Here is a 21906-nt window from a genome sequence, read left to right on the forward strand (position 1 = left end):
TTTCTTAAATATATCTTAAGATTCTGTTAATTTTAAAAAAAAGTATTGGAGAGTAAATCGTATCAAAAAATATTATAAAAGTCTATTTGTCAATTAAATAAATAGCCTTACATTTGCACTCCTTTTTTAAGGGAAAAAATGAATATAAATCATCTATTTGCTGTTTATAAACACAGTAAATAGTAACAAAAACTAATCGTGTAATTATGAACACATTAAGTTACAAAACAGTATCAGCAAACAGCGCTACCGTAAACAAGGAGTGGGTTTTAGTTGATGCGGACGGGCAAACGTTGGGTCGTCTAGCTTCTAAAGTAGCAAAGCTAATTAGAGGTAAATACAAGCCAAATTATACTCCTCACGTAGATTGTGGAGACAACGTGGTTATTATCAACGCAGAAAAAATTGTTTTAACTGGAAACAAGTGGAAAGACAAATCTTACATTCGTCATACAGGATATCCAGGAGGACAAAGATCATTAACTGCAACAGAAATGTTTGAGAAAGATCCAACAAGATTAATCGAAAAAGCAGTAAAAGGAATGTTACCTAAAAATATTTTAGGAGCAGCTTTGTACAGAAACTTGTATGTATATGCAGGTACAGAACACAAACAAGCGGGTCAAGAACCGAAAGCTATTAACCTTAACGATCTTAAATAATGGAAACAGTTCACAAAATAGGTAGAAGAAAAACAGCTGTTGCTCGTATTTATCTTACAGAAGGAAAAGGAAACATTACTGTAAACAAAAAAGACTTTAAAAGTTACTTTACTACAGGAACCTTACAATATAAAGTACAACAACCACTTATGCTAACAGAAAACTTAACGTCTTATGACATTAAAGTAAATGTTTATGGTGGTGGTGTAACTGGGCAAGCAGAAGCAATTCGTTTGGCAATTACAAGAGCTTTAGTTGCAATAGATGCAGACCATAGAGCTATTTTAAAACCAGAAGGATTATTAACGAGAGACCCAAGAATGGTTGAACGTAAGAAATTTGGTCAGAAAAAAGCACGTAAGAAATTCCAATTCTCGAAACGTTAATATTCGAAATTTTTCGAAATTATGTTTTTGGGAACTGTTACTATTACAAACAATTAATATAAACAGTTTAGTATCTAAATATATAGGACCTCTTTTAAGAAAGCGCTACTTATATATTGATTTCAAAACAGAAAGTAAACACATTTAAAAAATGGCAAACGTAAACATTCAAGAATTATTAGACAATGGTGTACATTTCGGACACCTTACTAGAAAATGGAACCCAAACATGGCTCCATACATTTATACAGAAAGAAATGGAGTTCACATTATCGACTTGTATAAAACAGCAGCTAAAATAGAAGAAACTTCAGAAGCTTTAAAAAAGATTGCAAATTCTGGACGTAAAATTTTATTTGTAGCTACAAAAAAACAAGCAAAAGATATTGTTGCAGAAAAATCGAAAGCAGTAAGCATGCCTTACATTACCGAAAGATGGCCTGGAGGAATGTTAACCAACTTTGTTACTATTAGAAAAGCTGTTAAAAAAATGGCTCAAATTGATAGAATGAAAACAGATGGTTCTTTTGATGCATTGTCTAAGAGAGAAAAGTTACAAATTAATCGTCAGAGAGAAAAATTAGAAAAGAATTTAGGTTCTATTTCAGATATGACTCGTTTACCTGGTGCATTATTTGTAGTAGATATTAAAAAAGAACACATTGCAGTAGCTGAGGCTCAAAAATTGAACATTCCAATTTTTGCAATGGTAGATACCAATTCAGATCCAAGACAAGTAGATTATGTAATTCCAGCTAACGACGATGCTTCTAAGTCTATAGACAAAGTTTTATCTTTTGTTACTGATGCAATTGCAGAAGGTTTGTCTGAAAGAAAATCTGATAAAGAAAAAGTAAAAGAAACGAAAGAAACTGCTGCTCCAAAAGCTGCAGAAGCTAAAGTTGAAGTTGCTAAAGAATCTACAGAAGAAAATAAATAATTTAATAACGACTAAGAAATTTTGTATTTCTTATTAAAAAATAAAGTGACATGGTAAAAATAAGTGCTGCTGATGTTAAAAAATTAAGAGAAGCAACCGGAGCTGGAATGATGGACTGTAAAAAGGCATTAGTAGAAGCAGAAGGAAACTTTGACGAAGCAATAAATATTTTACGTAAAAAAGGTCAGAAAATTGCTGCAAAAAGAGCCGATAGAGAATCTACAGAAGGTGTTGCCGTAACAAAAATTAACGATGCTAAAACTGCTGGTGTTGCCATTGTATTAGCTTGTGAAACAGATTTTGTTGGTAAAAACGAATCTTTCGTAGCTTTAGGAAATCAATTTGCAGACATCGCGTTAAACTACAACAGTAAAGAAGAATTCTTAGCTGCAGATTTTGATGGTATGACAGTAGCTGATAAATTAGTGGAACAAACTGGTGTTATTGGAGAAAAATTAGATATCACAGCTTTTGAAAAAGTAGAAGCTGCTTATGTTGGTGCTTACACTCACATTGGTAAGATTGCTGCTTTAGTAGGTTTATCTGCAGTAGTAGATAACGCAGAAACATTAGCTAAAGATATTGCAATGCAAGTTGCTTCTATGGGTGCAACAACCTTATCTTACAAAGATTTTGATCCTGCTTATGTAGCCGCAGAAACAGAAGCTAGAATAGCAGTTATAGAAAAGGACAATATTGAATTAGGGAGATTAGGTAAGACATTAAAAAATGTTCCTCAATTTATTTCTAGATCTCAATTAACGGACGAAGTTTTAGCAAAAGCTGAAGAAGCTGCAAAGGCAGAATTAAAAGCTGAAGGAAAACCAGAACAAATTTGGGACAGAATTTTACCTGGTAAAATGGAAAGATTTATTTCAGACAATACCACTCTAGATATGGAGCAATGTCTTTTAGATCAAGCTTTTATTAAAGACGAAAAGAAAAATGTTGCCGAATATGTAAAGTCATATGGTAATGTTGAAGTTTCTTCTTTTAAAAGAGTTACATTAGGATAATATTTTACTGAAACTAGTTCAGTTTACTTATTATATTGTAAACCTCATTTTCAATTTATTTTTGAAAATGAGGTTTTTTTGTGCATTTACCTTACTAAAAAGAACCTCTAAAAACTTGAAAGTAAAAGTAGAAATCAAAAAAAAGAAAATCAAAAAAAAAACGTAATTTTGCGCAACCAGATTTTTCATTTAAAAGCACAAAAAAGAAACGCTATATGCAATACAAAAGAATTCTCCTAAAATTAAGTGGAGAAGCATTAATGGGAGAAAGACAATACGGTATCGACCCGAAAAGACTTTCTGAATATGCAAAAGAAATAAAAGAAATTGTAGCTACTGGTGTAGAAGTTGCCATAGTTATTGGCGGTGGAAACATTTTTAGAGGTGTAGCAGGAGCTGCAAACGGTATGGATAGAGTTCAAGGAGACCATATGGGAATGCTAGCAACTTGTATAAATGGTCTTGCATTACAAAGTGCTTTAGAAGATGAAAATGTAAAAACAAGATTACAAACAGCATTAGAAATAAAAGAAGTTGCAGAACCTTACATTAAAAGAAAAGCAATTCGTCATTTAGAAAAAGGACGCGTAGTTATTTTTGGAGCTGGCACAGGAAACCCTTATTTTACTACAGATACGGCAGCTGTTTTAAGAGCTATAGAAATAGATGCAGACGCTATTTTAAAAGGAACTAGAGTAGATGGTATTTATGATGTAGACCCAGAAAAAAATATAAATGCGGTAAAATTCGAAACAATTACTTTTAAAGAAGTGATCGATAAAGGATTAAAAGTAATGGATATGACTGCTTTTACATTAAGTGAAGAAAATAATTTACCAATTATAGTTTTTGACATGAATACAAATGGCAATTTATTAAAGCTCGTATCTGGAGAAAAAATTGGTACTATTGTTGATAATTAATTTTTAATCCGAAAAAATAAAATCTTTAAAACACACTGAAGATGAACGAAGAAATTGAATTTATTTTAGATACCGCTAAAGAAGCAATGAATAGCGCAGTAGATCACTTAATAAAAGAACTACGTTCTATAAGAGCAGGAAAAGCAACACCTGCAATGCTAGGAACAGTAATGGTAGATTATTATGGTGCACAAACCCCTTTAGGGCAAGTAGCTAATATAAATACCCCAGATCCTAGAACTATTTCTGTACAACCTTGGGAAAAAAACATGCTGCAACCCATAGAAAAAGCAATTCAAATTGCAAACCTTGGTTTTAATCCTATGAATAATGGCGACATTATTATGATAAATGTTCCTCCGCTTACTGAAGAAAGAAGGATTGAGCTAGCAAAACAAGCAAAAGCAGAGGCAGAACATGCTAAAGTTGGTATAAGAAATGCCAGAAAAGAGGCAAATAATGAAATAAAAAAGTTAGATATATCAGACGATATGAAGAAAATATCTGAAGATGATGTTCAAAAATTAACAGATACATTTGTAAAAAATATAGACGAAAAATTCTCTGTAAAAGAAAAAGAAATTATGACTGTTTAAGTTAAAGCTTAAGATTTATAATTTTTAAAAAACAAGATATATACCTGAATAACAGATTAAGAAGAGTGTTTAAAAACACTCTTCTTATATTTTATAGCCATTTCTATTTTGGCTACCTTTGCATAAAAATCATTTAAATGAATTTCTGGACAAAAGTTGCAAGCATTATTTTGAGAAACCGCTTTTTGGTACTGCTTATAATTGCTATAATTACAGGCTTACTAGCTTCACAAATGCAGTATATGAAGTTTTCTTATACAGAAGCAAATTTATTACCAGAAGATCATGAGACGAATGTAGAGTATAATAAATTTCTAGAAATTTTTGGAGAGGAAGGTAATTTAGTAATCCTAGGCATAAAAGACAGTGCCGTATTTACTCCAAAAAAATTTAATGCTTGGAATAAGCTGGTAGAACAATTTGATGAAAGAGAAGAAATAGACTTTACCATTTCTATTGCAGATGTTCAAAAATTAAAAGCAGACAGAAAAAAAAGAAAGTTTGTTTTAGAACCACTTTATGAAAAAAACCCAAGTACAAAAGAAGAAGTTAATTCGATAAAAAAACAGCTCTTTGAGAAACTTCCATTTTACGACAACTTACTTTACAATAAAAATACTGGTACACTACAAACAGCTATTTATATAAAAAAGAATATTATAAATACACCCATCCGTAGAGATTTTATTTTTAATGTATTAATCCCTGCAATAAAAAAGTTTGAAAAAGAAAACAACCTTAATGTTCGAGTATCTGGTATGCCCTATATCCGAACGTTAAACGCACAGAATATACAAGATGAAATTGTGCTTTTTGTAGGAGGTGCATTGGCTATTACAGCGCTTATTTTCTTCTTCTTTTTTAGATCATTTAGAGCAACACTCATAACACTCTTAGTGGTAATAATTGGTGTTATTTGGGCCTTCGGATTTATTGGTTGGTTTGGTTATGAAATTACAGTTTTAACAGCCCTAATTCCTCCACTAATTATTGTTATTGGAGTCCCAAATGCGGTATTCTTAATTAACAAATATCAGCAAGAAATAAAAAAACATGGTCAGCAAGCAAAAGCTTTACAAAGAGTAATTACCAAAATTGGAAACGCTACTTTAATGACTAATATTACTACCGCTTCTGGTTTTGCCACTTTTGTATTTGTAAAAAGTAACCTATTAAGAGAATTCGGAATTTTAGCCTCCGTTAACATTATTAGTATATTTATTTTGGCCTTACTTATTGTGCCAATTATATACAGTTTTATGCCATTACCAAAGAAAAAACATTTAAGTCACTTAGAAACAAAGTGGATAGAAAATGTAGTAAATTGGATGGAGAAGATGGTAAAAAATCAACGAATTACCATTTATTTTGCGACCGTTATCGTTATCATATTGAGTATTATTGGGGTGTATAAAATAAGAGTTTCTGGAAGCCTTATCGAAGACATGCCTAAAAAAATGGAGTTCTATAAAGATATTAAATTTTTTGAGAAAGAATTTGGTGGTATAATGCCTCTAGAAATTTTGATAGATACAAAAAGAGATAAGGGAGTAATGAAATTATCTACCCTAAAAAAGATGGAAGAATTAAATGAAGCCATCGAAAGTTTTCCTGAACTCTCTAAACCTATTTCTGTAGTAAACCTAGTTAAATATTCTAAACAAGCATATTATAAAGGAAATCCAAAATACTACCAACTCCCTACAAATCAAGAACAAAGCTATATTTTTTCCTATACAAAAAATTCTAATAGCGATGCCGGGATGTTAAAAACATTTGTAGACTCTACAGGGCGTTATGCAAGAATTACAACTTTTATGAAAGATATTGGCACCGATAAAATGGATGTTATTCAAGAGCGATTAAAAGTTGTAATTGCAAAAGAGTTTCCAGCAGAAAAATATAGCGTATCTCTTACTGGTAAAGCGCTGGTATTTATAAAAGGTACTAATTATCTTATTAAAAATCTCGTTATCTCTTTATCTTTAGCAATTTTACTTATTGCTATTTTTATGGCTTGGATGTTTCGTTCACCACAAATGATTTTAATTTCCTTGATTCCAAATATGCTTCCATTATTAATTACGGCAGGCTTAATGGGCTTTTTAAACATTCCTATTAAACCATCTACTATTTTGGTTTTTAGTATTGCTTTTGGAATTTCAGTAGATGATACCATTCACTTTTTGGCAAAATACAGACAAGAATTAATTGGTAATAAATGGAAAATTAAACCTTCTGTTTATGCAGCATTGAGAGAAACAGGTGTAAGTATGTTTTATACTTCTATAGTGTTGTTTTTTGGTTTCTTAGTATTTACATTGTCTAGTTTTGGCGGTACTATTGCTTTAGGTGGTTTGGTTTCTGTAACACTATTGCTTGCAATGGTTTCTAACTTATTATTACTACCTTCTCTTTTGTTAACTTTCGAAAAGAAAATTGCCAATAAAAAGGTATTTAAAGAGCCTAAACTAGTTATTTTTCCGAAAGAAGATGAAAAAAGTGAGGATTTAGAAAACTAAAAACCTTTATTAGATTTCTCTAATAAAGGTTTAAATTCCATAGTTAAACGAAATTTCAATTTCCCTTATCTATTTCATAACAACAATTCAAATAATATCTTTTTCATAGCAAAATTTTGAATTCTCTTTTTCAATAGATACTTCAAATATATGGTAGATTTATGTTGTTATCAACTGTGTTATTACACAGTTTTTGTTATTTTTGTTTCATGAACAGAGATTACGACACATTTACTAAAATAATGGTATCAGACATTCCGTATGATATTAAAGACCCTGTTTACGAAGAATACAAAGAAAAAATACCTCAATTTATTGGTCAGGCAGTGTATATTTATTCATTTGAAAAAAAAAGAATGTTATTTGCTGATGGTTGGGAAAGATTACTCGGATATAAAGATGATGAAATAAGTCTTCAAAAAATTATTAGCAGTACCTCAGAAAGACACTTAAAATTTACTGCCGAAATTAATAACAAATCACTAGAATTTTTAAGTACTGTAAAAAAGGATTTAGAACAATATAGTTTTACTATAGAAGTAGAAAAACTTCACAAAGATGGTAGCATAGTTCCTGTATTATCTCGAGTAGGAATATACAAATCTAAAAATGGTAAATTTACCGAAGCCATTGGTATTTCAGAAAAAATACACTCTAGAAAGCTTGGTAATATAATGCAGTATGCTGCTTATGGCCCTAAATCTTCTGGTTTCGAAGAATCTTTGAATAAAGAATTATTTAACGAGTTGGGTATTTCTAGAAAAGAAATAGAAGCCTTAGAATTGGCCGCAAAAGGATATGCGTTTAAAGAAATTGCAACAAAACTGAATGTGAGCCAGTCTGCTATAGAAAAAAGAATTTTTCCGCTATATAAAAGATTTAATGTTAAAAGTTTGCCGCACCTAATTAGCTTTGCATACAACAACCACATTTTATAAGCTTACAGAACTAATATTTTGGTTATCTATACCAATAGCTATTAACATGTTTTTCCATTTATTTTTATCGGACAGCATGTTTTCTTGAGAATTTCCAAGTACCCAAATAACATTTTTCCCTTTTAATAAAGCTCTGTTTTTGGTATTAATAGCTGTAAAAGTATCTATAAAACTCATTAATTTTTCTGGAGAAATGAGCTCATCATGAATTGGCTCACTGGGGTTGATATCATCTATCATTAAAAAATTGGTGGTTTTCCAATTCCAAATTTCATGACTCTCTAGTAGTTCTTCCTCTTCATTAAAAAAATGATTATACATTTTAATAGCATTTACATACAAACAAGAATTGTGCTTTATGCTTAACTCATTTAAAATACCAATTCCTAAACTTGTTTTTCCGGTGCTAATATTTCCAGAAATCAATAAATGTTTACCAGACGATACATTTAAATTTAAAAAATCATCTACTATATCTTTATGAGTTTTATGTATGGGAAAATCCCACTGGCTTAATCTAAATTGAAAAGGAAAACGTGCATAAAACTGATACATTTTTGTAATGTACCAGTATCTAATGGCAAAAAACAAAAAAGCACATAAAATTATGATAATATAAGTAATAGTGGTACTATTTACCCTGTCTACCAATAAGCCAAATACAAAAGCACCAAGTGCAAAAAAGCAAATATCTGTAAAAGTATCAAAAGCTAAATTATGCCATTTTGGTGCAAAAGTATAGGTGTTTTTTTTGGGAATAAAAATGGTATTATTCCTAGAATTTCTTTTACTTAAAAGGGGTCCTAAAAAATTATATGCTTCAAAAACAGCCCAAAAAACAACTACATAAAAGGCTGCCCAAAAACCATTTAAATTAGTAAAATGATGTAGTAAGAATGCGGGAATAAAACCTAGTGAAAAATGCCCAAACTGATTTGCTAACCAAGCATAGGTTAACGTAATTCCTCTGTGTGCATCTTTGCCAATAAGGTCATCTTTTAACTGTTTTAAAACTCTAGAAAAAGGGATGTTGTATTTCATAACCTAAATGTTTTTTTTGATTAAGATACTATTTTTTATACAAAGATTACGCATTAAAAATAGTATTCATATTTCCTACAAAAAAAGTATCTTTACACTTTAAATATCGCTTTTAAAACACTACAAATAAAAGAAAATAATGACACAGATAAACGTAGCAGAGATACTAGCTAAAGGGAAAGTTTTACAAGAAATAACAATAAATGGATGGGTAAGAACCTTTAGAAGCAACCGTTTTATAGCATTAAATGACGGCTCTACTATTCACAACATACAATGCGTAATCGATTTTGAAAATACCCCAGAAGAAATATTAAAAAGAATAACTACTGGAGCAGCCATTTGTGTAAAAGGAATTTTAGCAGAAAGCCAAGGGAAAGGGCAATCCGTAGAAATACAAGTTGCAGAAATCGAAATTTTAGGAGATTCTAATGCAGATGAATATCCTATTCAACCCAAAAAACATAGCTTCGAATTTTTGAGAGAAAATGCTCATTTACGTGTTCGAACTAATACATTTAGTGCAGTTATGAGAGTTCGTTCTAAACTGTCTTTTGCTGTTCATAAATACTTTCAAGAAAATGGGTTTAACTACGTAAATACCCCAATAGTTACGGGTTCTGATGCAGAAGGAGCAGGAGAAATGTTTCGTGTAACTTCTTTTGAAGACAATAAAGCACCGGTTACAGAAGAGGGTAAAATAGACTACTCTAAAGATTTTTTTGGTAAAGAAACAAACTTAACCGTTTCTGGTCAATTAGAAGCCGAAACGTATGCCATGGGATTGGGTAAAGTATATACATTTGGGCCAACATTTAGAGCAGAAAACTCAAATACTACAAGGCATTTAGCAGAATTTTGGATGATTGAACCTGAAGTTGCTTTTATGGATTTAGATGGAAACATGGATTTAGCAGAAGATTTTATAAAAAATGTTTTAGGTGATGTTTTAGAAAATTGTAAAGACGATTTAGAGTTTTTAGACCAAAGGCTTTCACAAGAAGAAAAAAGCAAACCACAAGCAGAAAGGAGTGAAATGGGGCTAATTGAAAAGCTTAAATTTGTTACCGAAAACAACTTTAAAAGAGTTTCATATACAGAAGCTATAGATATTCTAAGAAATAGTAAACCAAATAAAAAGAAAAAATTTCAGTATTTAATAAATGAATGGGGTGCAGATTTACAATCTGAGCATGAACGTTACTTAGTAGAAAAACATTTTAAATGCCCGGTTATTTTATTTGACTATCCAGCAAACATAAAAGCATTTTATATGCGTTTAAATGAAGACGGAAAAACGGTAAGAGCAATGGATGTTCTATTTCCTGGAATAGGTGAAATGGTAGGTGGTGCCCAACGTGAAGAACGTTACGATGTATTACTAGAAAAAATGAAAGCCATGAATATTGATGAAAAAGAACTTTGGTGGTATTTAGATTTGCGTAAATTTGGTACTGCTGTTCATGCTGGTTTTGGCTTAGGTTTTGAAAGATTAGTTCAATTTACTACAGGTATGGCAAATATTAGAGATGTAATACCATTTCCAAGAACACCACAAAATGCAGAGTTCTAACCAATAAATACGTACACAAAATGAAATCCCTAAAATACTATCTTCTTATTATTGTGCTATTAAAATCTAATATTTTTATAGCGCAACAAGTGGTAGAAGCAATAGAAACTGTAGCACCAGCTACTACTGAAACTATAATTTCCGAAAACAATACAAATGTTCCTAAAATTTATAAGAATGGAGAGCACATTTTGGTAGGAAATATAGAAAATGAGCTGTATGTTATAAAAAACGTAAATACCAATTTACAAGGGATACAAGATAAAAACGGAACACTGTTTTTCACAACAAAAAAAATGCTCATAGAAAACTCTAAATACCCTATAACTATAAGCAAAAATACGGGTTCGATTTCTCATCAAAATAAAACATATTTCTACTCTTCAGGTAAATTAAAAGAAGAATAAATGCTGAAACAAAGTTTACAATATAAGCTATTACAAAAATTATCTCCACAGCAAATTCAGCTGATGAAGTTAATTCAATTGCCTACACAAGCATTTGAAGAACGTTTAAAACAAGAAATAGAAGAAAATCCTGCACTAGATACTGGTAAAGAAGCTACAGATTCTTTAGACGATGATTTGTCGAATGAATATGATGACACTGGTACAGAAAAAATAGATGCTGATGATATAAATATTGATGAATATTTAAGCGATGATGAAATTCCAAACTACAAAATACATGCTAATAACTATTCTTCAGATGACGAAGAAAAAAATGTTCCGTATGCAGCAGGCACTAGTTTTCATCAATCTTTAAAAAATCAGTTAAGTACTTTTAGTTTAGATGAGGAAGAGGCTGCTATCGCAGAATTTTTAGTAGGAAGTATAGATGATAGTGGCTATATCAGAAGAGATATTATAGATTTGGTAGATGACTTGGCATTTACTGCAAACGTGTTTACTACCGAAGAAAAGGTAGTAACTATTTTAAAAAAAGTAGTTCATTCTTTAGACCCTTTGGGTGTAGGAGCTAGAGATTTAAAAGAATGTTTAATTATTCAACTAAAGGCAAAAGAAAAGACAAGAACGAGAAGTTTAGCTATTGAAATTCTAGAAAATGCTTTTGATCATTTTGTAAAAAAGCACTACAAAAAATTACAAGAAAAGTTTTCAATAACTGAAGAAGAACTGAAAGAGGTTAATAAAGAAATTGCAAAACTAAACCCAAAGCCAGGCAGTTCTTATGCTGGTAACAACAAAATGGCAGAGCAAATAGTTCCCGATTTTTCTATAAAAATTATAGATGGTGAACTAGATTTAACATTAAACGCCAGAAATGCACCTGAATTGCATATCTCTCGAGAATATAATAACATGTTAAAGGGATATCAAGAATCGACGTTAAAAACCAAATCTCAGAAAGACGCAGTGTTCTTTATAAAACAAAAGTTAGATGCAGCACAATGGTTTATAGACGCAATTAAACAACGTCAGCAAACACTATTGGTTACCATGAATACCATTATGCATTATCAATACGACTATTTTTTAACTGGCGATGAAAGAAAGCTAAAACCAATGATTCTGAAAGACATTGCCGACAAAATTCAAATGGATATTTCTACCGTTTCTAGAGTAGCCAATAGCAAATACGTATCTACACCCTACGGAACGAAATTAATTAAAGAGTTTTTCTCAGAATCTATGAAAAACGACCAAGGTGAAGATGTTTCTACAAGAGAAATAAAGAAAATACTTGAAACTGTTATTGCAGAAGAAAATAAAAAAAAGCCATTAACAGATGAAAAATTGGCGTCTATCTTAAAAGAAAAAGGATATCCAATTGCAAGAAGAACTGTAGCTAAATACCGAGAGCAATTAGATATTTCTGTAGCTAGGTTGCGTAAAGAAATGTAGTGGAAAAATTATATAAAATACTTGCTGTAATCTTTCATCCGGTGGTCATACCAACGGTAGGTATTCTTACCTATTTTCTAAGCATACCCAACAGCTTTAACAACAATCAAAAGCTAGCATTAATTGGTGTAATATTTACAACTACTTACATTATTCCGGTATTAATTTTATTGCTTTTAAAGGAAGTTAAAATTATAAATAGCTACCATGTAAGCACTATAAAAGAGCGAAAAATTCCTGTAGCCATTATGGTTCTACTTTTCTATCTACTAGGAAATTATTTTTACAACGGCTATGTAACTAGAGATATTGGCTTATTATTTTATGCTACAACTTATGCCCTTATTATTTGCTACCTTCTTTTTGCTTTTAAAATAAAAGCGAGTATACATCTACTTTCTCTAGGTATAACTATTAGTTTTTTTATTTTAATGAGTAAAATTTACAATCTACAAATAGCGCTTATTATTATATTTTTTATACTAATAAGTGGTTTAGTAGGAAATGCTAGATTGTATTTGAAGGCACATACCGCTAGTGAAGTTTACATCGGTTTCTTTATAGGAGTAATAACTCCGTTTGCAGTTTTTTATCTGCTATAAAAAGTAAAAAACGAGTCCGAATTTTAATATTGAAGTCTCTATAGATTGACTTTGCAAAGTAGCCTCTTTAAAAATAGGACTTAAACCATAGAACACATGAATATTAAACTCGTCATAACCCGCAGACAATGTTAAACCATATTGCCATTTATTAAATGCATTAATATTGGTAAAACGGAAATTAGCATTGTTAGCATCGGTATAACTAAAGGTGTTTGAAAAGTTGTATAAGAATTTAATACCAGTATAAACACGCCAAAAACTGTATTTATTAGCGGTAGATGTTCGCCAACGAATTTCTAAAGGAAGCTCTAAATTATGACTCGTAAAAATATTATTTGAAATGGTATTATCTGAAGAGAACACCGTTGTTGCATTAGGTAGATTCTCTACTTTTAGTTTATGATTAAAAAAATCATACCCATATCCTACTCCAGCAGCAACAGAAATTGTACCACTAGTATTTAGTATAAAGTCTTTAATAAAACCTGCAGACAATGAATAAGAAAAGTTACTTTTAGAAATACCTTTAGGCTGATTACTTAACTGGCTATAAGTAATTGATGCGTATAATTGGTCATCTGCATAATAATCTCCAAGCTTTAAAGAATCTTTTTGAGAAAAGATTTGTAGAGAAAATAACAGCAAAAAAAGTAAACAAAAAAATTTCATAAAATAACTCATAAAATATAAAGATACATATTTTCGAGTAGTAGCATCACATAAAAAATATCAAAAAAAAAAGGATAATTCTTAAGAATTATCCTTTTTGTATAAAAATATTGTAAGTTACTCGTTTCCTTTCGATGCTGAATAACTAATTTTTAGAGCGTTTACGTCTCTTAACTTTAATCTAATATCGATAATAGTACCTACGTTAGATTTCTTATCAGCTTTAATAGAAGTTGTCATAAACGGAACCTCCGCTTCAGATACTTTAGATCTTTCATTAATAATAAAAGCTGGTACATCATCTGCCGTCGCAATTTTATCATTTAATTGAATTCTATTGTAACTATCTCCATATTTAGCCTCCTTAGCCTTACCAACATATATAGTACTTACCAAACTTTTGTGCTCTAGTTTTTTTACTTCAGTAGCATTTGGTAGCCTAGGGTTTTCTAATCTTAAATCTGTTTCTCTCATGGTTGTAGTTACCATAAAGAAAAACAATAACATAAAAACGATGTCTGGTAAAGCCGCAGTATTTACTGCTGGCATTCCTTTTTTCTTTTTTCCAAATTTAGACATATTCTTGTGTTTTTAAAATTAATTTGAAGATGTTGGTTCTGCATCAGAAATAATTTCTGGATAGCTTTTCTTAATATCTTCTACTTTCTTCTTTAGTTCTGTGTTTGTTCTATCGTCTTTATAAGACTCTTCTAACTCAGCAAAAGGGATTCCGTAACGTTCTTTAGAAAGTCTGTTACGCAATTCAGAATATGCTTTTATCAATTCGTTTTGCACTCTTAAATAAGTGTCATATTCTGTTCCTCGGTCGCTCTGAACCGAAATAACTGCTTTGTTTGGGTGATCTGAAGACGTAGGACTTTTTTCACCTTTACAATAGTCACATGGGCCAGTAGACACACCATCTTCTACTTTACCTTCTCCACCGCCATTGTCTATAAAAGCAATAGCAGCATCTTTAATATCTTTAATTTCCATACGTTCTCCTTCTACAAGAAGTTCGTTATTTCTGTTAATATTTACCTCAAAGATATTTTTCTCCTTAATAATAGGAGGTACATAGTCTGGTGGTGGTTTTTCTGATAGCTTTTTAGAAACCCCAGAATCTACATTCATGGTGGTGGTTACTAAAAAGAAAATTAATAGCAAGAAGGCAATATCTGCCATAGAACCTGCATTAATTTCTGGATTCTCTCTTCTTGCCATACTTTTATGATTTTATAAGTCCTTTTACTAAATCGAACACGAAAAATAAAGAAGCTATTCCTCCTAAAATTACGCTGTACCATATACCGGTTCCAACCCATTTGTTAACAGATGAACCTGCTTCTCCTCCTTCACTAATCTTTCCTGCTGCGTTATAAACTGCCTCAGAATCTGACATGAAGTGAGCAACTAGTAATAAAACGCCTAGCGCTGCAAGACCTAATAATGTTTTCTTTAAATTCTCTGGATTTCTAATAAGACTCCACAAAGAAAGTACTACTGCAATTACTATAGCTGCAATTAGTAACGCTGTCGAATAATAAATTATTGGACTAATTACCGAATTTTGTAGTGCTACATCAGTTTCTATTGCTTCTGCATCTTCCATAAATATTTTTATGAAAAGAAAAGCGCCAACTAATGCAACAATAGCTATAATAATATTTAATATTTTATTGCTTTTCATTGAACTAGTTTTTTATTTTTTATATTTTACTAATAAGTCTACTAATTGAATAGACGCATCTTCCATGTTGTTTACAATTCCATCAATTTTAGAAACAATGTAGTTGTAAAAAATTTGAAGAATAATCGCTACAATTAAACCAAATACTGTAGTTAATAAGGCTACTTTAATACCACCTGCTACTACGGCAGGAGAAATATCGTTTGCTACAGCAATATCGTTAAATGCTCCAATCATACCAATTACAGTACCCATGAAACCTAACATTGGTGCTAGTGCGATAAACAAAGAAATCCAAGATACGTTCTTTTCTAAAAGTCCCATTTGAACTCCACCGTAAGATACAACTGCTTTTTCAGCGGCATCTACACCTTCATCTACTCTGTCTAAACCTTGGTAAAAAATAGATGCAACTGGTCCTTTTGTATTTCTACAAACTTCTTTTGCTGCTTCTACGCCTCCTGAGCTTAATGCTTCATCTACACTTGCAACTAATTTCTTAGTATTGGTAGTGGCTAAGTTTAAATAAATAATTCTTTCTATTGCAATCGCTAAACCTAAAATTAAGGCTACTAATACAATTCCCATAAATCCTGGGCCACCATCAATAAAATTCTCTTTTAAGATTTGGTGAAAAGTTTTTGCTTCTGCTGCTGCCTCTTGTGCAAACGTTGATTGAATAGCTCCAAAAAACATGAATCCTGTTACAGATAGGACATTTACTACTTTTTTCATCTTTGTTGTAATTAATTTTTAATAGTTATGGGTTAAAGATATAAATTTTCATTTCAAATAAACAACACATTTTTTTTATTTTAATTACCAAAGTATAAAAATACAAAACTGCTATTTATGTGATTTAAGATGGCAAGTAACAAAAAATAGTTGAACATTAAAAAAAAAATTTCATCTAATTTTATGAAAAATGGCTATTTATTTTTATTACCTCCTCATTTATAACACAATAAATTATCTATTGGTAAGCTCGCCTCGCATCGATTTATTAAAGTAACTCGAAAACTCGTCATCCGATAAATTTTCGCTTAAAAGATACATTAATTTAGCAATGGCAGTCTCTGTTGTAATGTCTAAACCACCAATTACCCCAATTTCTTTTAACCCCACACTTGTATCGTAATGACCTAAAATAACGCTACCGCCAGAACATTGTGTTACATTTATAATTTTTATTCCTTTTTTAATAGCGTTTTTTAAAAGTGTTAAAAACCATTGTTCATTTGGTGCGTTTCCAGCGCCATAGGTTTCTAAAACAACGCCTTTTAAATTTTTTATTGATAATATTGATGCAACAACTGCCTGGGTAATTCCAGGAAACAGTTTTAAAATTACAACATTGGTTTCTAGTTTTTTTCTAACAATTAGTTTTTTTTGATAATTTTTAGGAACATACAAATGGTGTTCATTAAAATTTAAGTGCACACCACTTTCTGCCAATGGCGGATAATTCATAGAGGCAAAAGCTTCGAAATGTTCTGCACTTATTTTTGTGGTTCTGTTGCCACGATACAATTTATATTCGAAATACAAACACACTTCGCAAATGATTGGTTGGCCGTTTTTACGAGCAGCTGCAATTTCTATAGAAGTAATTAAATTCTCTTTTGCATCGGTTCTTAAATCGCCAATAGGCAATTGAGAGCCTGTAAAAATAATAGGTTTTGTTAAGTTTTCTAGCATAAAACTTAGCGCAGAGGCTATGTAAGACATGGTATCGGAACCTGTTAAAACCACAAAACCATCAAACGTATCGTAATTATTTTCTATCATTTCGGCAATAGCCACGTAATAAGACGTATTCATATTAGAAGAATCTATAGGCTCTTTAAAAGAAATGCTTTTAATGGTACAATTTAATTGTTGTAACTCTGGTATTTTTTGTACAATCTGACTAAAATCAAATGCTTTTAAAGCATTTGTAGAATAATCTTTTATCATACCAATAGTACCGCCTGTGTATATAATAAGAATAGTAGGTTTGTTTGTCATTTTGTCATTAAATTCTCTGAAACGAAATCATTTTCTTTTTAAAAAATCTGACAATCCTCAAATTTTTCATCAAAAAAATACATTGGAATAATTTATGTTGTAAATTTATCAAACAAAAACGACATACAATTTTAAAACTTTATAAATTATGATGGGATTTTATATTTTAATTGGGGTAATTTCTTTAGTAAGTTGGTTGGTAAGCAATAAGCTAAAGAGTAAATTTAAAAAATATTCTCAAGTGCATTTAAAAAATGGATTGAGTGGTGCAGAAATTGCCGAAAAAATGCTGGCAGACAATGGTATTTATGATGTAAAGGTAATTTCTACTCCGGGCATGCTTACCGATCATTATAATCCGCAGAACAAAACCGTAAACCTAAGTGAGGGAGTTTACAACCAAAGAAATGCGGCTGCGGCTGCAGTTGCTGCACATGAGTGTGGCCACGCAGTACAACATGCTACTGCTTACAACTACCTTACAATGCGTTCTCAATTGGTGCCAATTGTAAGCATTTCTTCTAAGTTTTCGCAATGGTTGGTAATTGGCGGTTTAATTTTAGGTGCTGCCTCTAACGCTACAAGCATAGGTTTTTATATAGCCGTAGCTGGTTTAATTTTAATGGGTTTTGCCACTTTATTTAGCTTTATAACACTTCCGGTAGAGTATGATGCTAGTAACCGAGCATTGGCTTGGCTAAAAAACAAAAATATGCTTACTAGAGAGGAGTTTGCAGGCTCTAAAGATGCACTTACATGGGCCGCTAGAACTTACTTGGTAGCTGCGCTTGGGTCTTTAGCAATGCTTTTGTATTGGGGGCTTCAGGTACTAGGAAATAGAGATTAGCATTGTAGATGTTTTTGATATTTTACCAATGGTTTTATAAAATTATTCGTGTAATTACATAACTTCAGACCTTTTAAGTTTTAAAACTTAAAAGGTCTTTTTATATAAGTAAATACTTCGATTATTTCGATGTCCCTTTTTATTACAGAAAACTTTTTGGCCTTTAAAAGCGTCTTCTTTTTTAACAAGACAAAATAATCGGTTTATCAGAAAATTAACCCAATTACACTGCTAAAATCTACAAATTGTTAAGGCTTAATAGTATGATTGGCATTAATTAAAAGTGGAATGCCCTTAGGGTAATTAGTGCCAGTAAAGCTACCTCCGTTTTCTCTCCAACGCTCGAATATCCATTCTTTGGATGCCGACCAAGAAAATTGGTATAGTATCCTAGTAAAAATAGTGCTCTCTGTATCTGATACTATATCAGACACCCAAATATCTACGCTAGCTGTTGCCACAGGTTCATCTTCAGAGCTTCCTATGATTACTACGCTATAAGATGCTGGTGCAATTTTTAAATTAGTTTCAACTTCACGAAACTCTTTTGAATTATCAGGCGATTTAAGGGCTACATCATCGGTAAAAATAGAATTTCCATCAGAATCTAAAATATCGTAATCATATACTTGCTCTGGTGGAGAGGCGCCTCCCGAATAACTACTCGGACCTGTAGTGGCTGTAACAAAAGCTAAACTTAGTCTTTCGGTAGAATTTGGATGTTTCGGTATAAACGCTTGGGTAAGGTGTACTTGTGCTGTTGGACCTTCTGGACCTTCCTCTCCTTGAGGTCCTTTTAAAGAATTTATAAAATCGATTTCAGTACCGGTATTTCCTAAATTTAACCATATTTGGTAGGCACTAAGTCCGTTTTCTCCATCTTTACCATTTATACCGTCTAAACCAGGAGCACCTTTTTCTCCTTCAGGCCCAGGTAATTGACTTCCGCTCGTTTTAGCATACAACGCAAAAGGCACACTTAGCAATTGACTAGTACCTGTTATGGTGTAATTGCTGCCTCCTGCCAAATCGGTCTCTGTTTTTATAAAATACGGACCTTGGCTCCAATCTATACTTGCAAAATTATCGGTAGTAGTTCCGTTACCAATAGCAATGCTTAACAAACCATTGGTATTGGTAGTTGCTGCGTGGGTTTCTGTGTATACACTATTACCAGTAGCCGTACTTTGTAAAATACTTATTTGTACACCAACAGTAGTTTCTGCAACCAACTCTTGGTTGGCATTGCGTATTACAGCTTGGTAACTGATGCTTTCGGGAGCTTGGGTAAAACCAAATTGACTACATAAAGCTAACGCGATACATAAAATAATTTTTTTCATAGGTATGGGGTTGTTAATTTTTAGCAACAACCTTATAGACTATTAATCTATAAGGTTGTTTATAATTTTTACCGAAAGAAATTAAAACTTTCTTACTGCTCTAATACGGTAACTATTACTTTTAGAAAGTTTTTCAAACTTTCCAGTAGTTGGGTTTGATGCCCATGCTAAATCATTTGAAACCGTTGTAACAGACCAATAAAACTCATTTGAAAACGTAAGTTTATCTTTAACTCTACCATCTCTAAATGAGCTAAGCAAGTCTTTAGATGGTAATAACCAATCTGAATACCCGTTAAACGTCCAATCTGCACAAATTTTAGCTGCAATACCACTTGTTGTACATCCTGCAAGTAGAGCCGTATTTTGTGATTTAGTGCTACTATGAGTACCACCAGTAATCATATTCGAGATACTTGTACCTGCACATCCCCATGGTGCAGAAACCCCAATATCTTCGGTAGCAGCAACATAGCCATGAAATTGATTTTCTATATAGTCATCATTATAAGGCTGTGCTATGTATGTAATAATACCTCCTGCGTGGGTATCTCCAATTCCTAAAGAGTAAGTTTTCTCAGATATAATATCTGCATTAGGAGAAATAAATTTATCATTTATGATCAAACGAAAATAATAACGGGTATCGCTTTTTAAATTCGTTAGATTTAATTGAAAACTATTATAATTGTTAAATTCATCGAGATTTAAATTTGAAACCTCAGAATTAGATGGAATTGGGTTTGAACTGGTAGAATACAATAATGCTAACGAAGTAACATTGGGGTCTAATTGATAATCAAAGCTTTTTGTTTTAACTTCAATTTCTAGTTCATTTTTATAAATCTGTTGCATTTCTAATGATAACTCATTATAAACACTTTAATAACCGTATGCTACCAAATTATTAAGAGAATTACCGCTATTAGACCAACTAGGCACGCCTTCACTAACAGAAAGTGTGCTCGAATTATCTCCAACGGGCAACAACTCCCAAGCACTGCCATTCCAAGTTAGCAAATCGCCTTTTTTGGTACCAGCTGGTATTTGCACCATATTGTTTATGGTAGCTTGTAGGTTGGTAATAGTTGTATTTAGTGTAGAAATCTCTGCTTTTACTGTTGTAATTTCGGTATTCGCTTCAGTAATTTTGGTGCTGTTAGCTGAAATACTATTCGTATTAACAAGAATTGCAGCTGCGTTTGTAGCAATCCCAGAAATATCTTGATCGCCAGTATTTGTGCCCGATAAATTGCTAAGGTTTACTTCATCTTGTGTACTTACAGAGGCTACCGTTTTAGCATACAACGCAAAAGGCACACTTAGCAATTGACTAGTACCTGTTATGGTGTAATTGCTGCCTCCTGCCAAATCGGTCTCCGTTTTTATAAAATACGGACCTTGGCTCCAATCTATGCTTGCAAAATTATCGGTAGTAGTTCCGTTACCAATAGCAATGCTTAACAAACCATTGGTATTGGTAGTCGCTGCGTGGGTTTCTGTGTATACACTATTACCAGTAGCCGTACTTTGTAAAATACTTATTTGTACACCAACAGTAGTTTCTGCAACCAACTCTTGGTTGGCATTGCGTATTACAGCTTGGTAACTGATGCTTTCTGGAGCTTGGGTAAAACCAAATTGACTACATAAAGCTAACGCTATACATAAAATAATTTTTTTCATAGGTATGTGGTTGTTAATTTTTAATAATTTTAAATGCTTTTACGATGTTATTTTTGTGTATTATTTTAATAAAATATACAGATGGGGAAAGCTTAAAAAAAGGGATAGTTGTTTTTAAACTAGTTATATTTTCTTTAAAAATTCGCTTACCTTGAATATCATAAACCTGATACTTTAAATCGTTTATTTTTCCATCGTTTACAGACAAAGTGATATTATTAGTAGTAGGATTTGGAAAAACAGCCATAGAAACGCTTGGCAATACATGTTCTGTACTTAGTGTTTTTATCATATAGCTCTGCTGCACACCTTGTGTAATAGCCCCTAAACTACTAGTAATTGAAGAATACACGGGTATACCTACTGAGTAGGTAATTGTACCACCACTTCCGGTAGCAATACCGCCAGAGTTAACGGTGGCTTGTTGAGCTTGTACTGTAAAACATACAGTGACAAATAATAAGGATAGGGCGCTTGTTATTAATTTCATTCCTTTTTTATATTAATTTTTTACTTCTCTATTGTATAAAGAATCCGGTTAGTTTTATTAAACAATAAACTAGCGTATTATAATATTAGGGAATGAAACTTACTTCA

At 31.8% G+C, this 21906-nt stretch carries 24 protein-coding genes; 13 read left to right on the plus strand and 11 right to left on the minus strand.

What is annotated here, in order from left to right:
- Positions 1–206: 206 nt before the first annotated feature.
- From rplM to WHD54_RS05780, 8 genes are all read left to right on the plus strand, one after another.
- Positions 207–662: a 50S ribosomal protein L13 gene (gene rplM, locus WHD54_RS05745; RefSeq protein ID WP_088323939.1), complete on the plus strand. Its 456-nt coding sequence runs from the start codon at positions 207–209 to the stop codon at positions 660–662.
- Complete coding sequence (rpsI, locus tag WHD54_RS05750) at positions 662–1048, plus strand: 30S ribosomal protein S9 (protein WP_088323938.1); 387 nt, start codon at positions 662–664, stop codon at positions 1046–1048. The genes rplM and rpsI overlap by 1 nt, the downstream gene beginning before the upstream one ends.
- Before the next feature lie 151 nt (positions 1049–1199).
- The gene (gene rpsB, locus WHD54_RS05755) at positions 1200–1988 is read left to right on the plus strand and encodes a 30S ribosomal protein S2 (protein ID WP_088323937.1); all 789 of its coding nucleotides are present in this window, start codon (positions 1200–1202) and stop codon (positions 1986–1988) included.
- A 50-nt stretch (positions 1989–2038) separates the two neighbouring features.
- A complete protein-coding gene (tsf, locus tag WHD54_RS05760) occupies positions 2039–3004 on the plus strand; it encodes a translation elongation factor Ts (RefSeq protein WP_088323936.1) in 966 nt (321 codons plus the stop codon).
- A 215-nt stretch (positions 3005–3219) separates the two neighbouring features.
- A complete protein-coding gene (pyrH, locus tag WHD54_RS05765) occupies positions 3220–3927 on the plus strand; it encodes a UMP kinase (protein WP_088323935.1) in 708 nt (235 codons plus the stop codon).
- Between the two features lie 41 nt (positions 3928–3968).
- Positions 3969–4523, plus strand: coding sequence for a ribosome recycling factor (frr, locus tag WHD54_RS05770; RefSeq protein WP_088323934.1), 555 nt, complete (start codon positions 3969–3971; stop codon positions 4521–4523).
- 137 nt (positions 4524–4660) lie between these two features.
- Complete coding sequence (locus WHD54_RS05775) at positions 4661–7045, plus strand: efflux RND transporter permease subunit (RefSeq protein WP_088323933.1); 2385 nt, start codon at positions 4661–4663, stop codon at positions 7043–7045.
- Between the two features lie 209 nt (positions 7046–7254).
- Positions 7255–7983 (plus strand): LuxR C-terminal-related transcriptional regulator, encoded by a 729-nt coding sequence (locus tag WHD54_RS05780; protein WP_088323932.1) that lies wholly within the window; start codon positions 7255–7257, stop codon positions 7981–7983.
- Here WHD54_RS05780 and WHD54_RS05785 read toward each other — a convergent pair.
- Positions 7978–9024: an ATP-binding protein gene (locus tag WHD54_RS05785; protein ID WP_088323931.1), complete on the minus strand. Its 1047-nt coding sequence runs from the start codon at positions 9022–9024 to the stop codon at positions 7978–7980. The two genes, WHD54_RS05780 and WHD54_RS05785, sit on opposite strands and share 6 nt — an antisense overlap.
- A 139-nt stretch (positions 9025–9163) precedes the next feature.
- Here WHD54_RS05785 and asnS point away from each other — a divergent pair, with 139 nt between their 5' ends.
- From asnS to WHD54_RS05805, 4 genes are read left to right on the plus strand one after another with little or no spacing between them, the layout of a single operon-like run.
- Entirely contained in the window at positions 9164–10597 is a 1434-nt protein-coding gene (gene asnS / locus WHD54_RS05790) for an asparagine--tRNA ligase (RefSeq protein ID WP_088323930.1), read from the plus strand.
- 20 nt (positions 10598–10617) lie between these two features.
- Positions 10618–11004, plus strand: coding sequence for a hypothetical protein (locus WHD54_RS05795; RefSeq protein WP_143744257.1), 387 nt, complete (start codon positions 10618–10620; stop codon positions 11002–11004).
- Positions 11005–12462 (plus strand): RNA polymerase factor sigma-54, encoded by a 1458-nt coding sequence (gene rpoN / locus WHD54_RS05800; RefSeq protein WP_088323928.1) that lies wholly within the window; start codon positions 11005–11007, stop codon positions 12460–12462. It abuts the gene before it with no gap.
- Positions 12462–13064: a hypothetical protein gene (locus tag WHD54_RS05805; protein WP_233130993.1), complete on the plus strand. Its 603-nt coding sequence runs from the start codon at positions 12462–12464 to the stop codon at positions 13062–13064. The genes rpoN and WHD54_RS05805 overlap by 1 nt, the downstream gene beginning before the upstream one ends.
- Here WHD54_RS05805 and WHD54_RS05810 read toward each other — a convergent pair.
- From WHD54_RS05810 to WHD54_RS05835, 6 genes are all read right to left on the minus strand, one after another.
- Positions 13059–13736: a porin family protein gene (locus WHD54_RS05810; RefSeq protein ID WP_088323927.1), complete on the minus strand. Its 678-nt coding sequence runs from the start codon at positions 13734–13736 to the stop codon at positions 13059–13061. The genes WHD54_RS05805 and WHD54_RS05810 overlap by 6 nt on opposite strands.
- 117 nt (positions 13737–13853) lie before the next feature.
- Positions 13854–14315 carry an ExbD/TolR family protein gene (locus WHD54_RS05815; protein ID WP_088323926.1) on the minus strand — a complete coding sequence of 154 codons (462 nt, stop codon included), beginning with the start codon at positions 14313–14315 and terminating at the stop codon, positions 13854–13856.
- Between the two features lie 18 nt (positions 14316–14333).
- Positions 14334–14960 (minus strand): ExbD/TolR family protein, encoded by a 627-nt coding sequence (locus WHD54_RS05820; protein ID WP_088323925.1) that lies wholly within the window; start codon positions 14958–14960, stop codon positions 14334–14336.
- Between the two features lie 4 nt (positions 14961–14964).
- Positions 14965–15426 carry a hypothetical protein gene (locus WHD54_RS05825; protein ID WP_088323924.1) on the minus strand — a complete coding sequence of 154 codons (462 nt, stop codon included), beginning with the start codon at positions 15424–15426 and terminating at the stop codon, positions 14965–14967.
- Between the two features lie 12 nt (positions 15427–15438).
- Entirely contained in the window at positions 15439–16161 is a 723-nt protein-coding gene (locus WHD54_RS05830; RefSeq protein WP_088323923.1) for a MotA/TolQ/ExbB proton channel family protein, read from the minus strand.
- Positions 16162–16395: 234 nt separating this feature from the next.
- A complete protein-coding gene (locus WHD54_RS05835; RefSeq protein ID WP_088323922.1) occupies positions 16396–17433 on the minus strand; it encodes an asparaginase in 1038 nt (345 codons plus the stop codon).
- A gap of 148 nt (positions 17434–17581) precedes the next feature.
- Between WHD54_RS05835 and WHD54_RS05840 the strand changes: the two genes are divergently transcribed.
- Positions 17582–18280 (plus strand): zinc metallopeptidase, encoded by a 699-nt coding sequence (locus WHD54_RS05840; protein ID WP_088323921.1) that lies wholly within the window; start codon positions 17582–17584, stop codon positions 18278–18280.
- A gap of 248 nt (positions 18281–18528) precedes the next feature.
- Here WHD54_RS05840 and WHD54_RS05845 read toward each other — a convergent pair whose 3' ends face one another.
- The 4 genes from WHD54_RS05845 to WHD54_RS05860 form a co-directional block, all read right to left on the minus strand.
- Positions 18529–19623 carry a collagen-like protein gene (locus WHD54_RS05845; protein ID WP_088323920.1) on the minus strand — a complete coding sequence of 365 codons (1095 nt, stop codon included), beginning with the start codon at positions 19621–19623 and terminating at the stop codon, positions 18529–18531.
- A gap of 81 nt (positions 19624–19704) precedes the next feature.
- Entirely contained in the window at positions 19705–20478 is a 774-nt protein-coding gene (locus WHD54_RS05850) for a DUF1566 domain-containing protein (protein ID WP_088323919.1), read from the minus strand.
- Between the two features lie 27 nt (positions 20479–20505).
- Positions 20506–21309, minus strand: coding sequence for a hypothetical protein (locus WHD54_RS05855; RefSeq protein ID WP_088323918.1), 804 nt, complete (start codon positions 21307–21309; stop codon positions 20506–20508).
- Between the two features lie 13 nt (positions 21310–21322).
- The gene (locus WHD54_RS05860) at positions 21323–21799 is read right to left on the minus strand and encodes a T9SS type A sorting domain-containing protein (RefSeq protein WP_088323917.1); all 477 of its coding nucleotides are present in this window, start codon (positions 21797–21799) and stop codon (positions 21323–21325) included.
- Between the last annotated feature and the right edge of the window lie 107 nt (positions 21800–21906).

This window comes from Polaribacter tangerinus, from assembly GCF_038024095.1.
Lineage (GTDB): Bacteria > Bacteroidota > Bacteroidia > Flavobacteriales > Flavobacteriaceae > Polaribacter > Polaribacter tangerinus.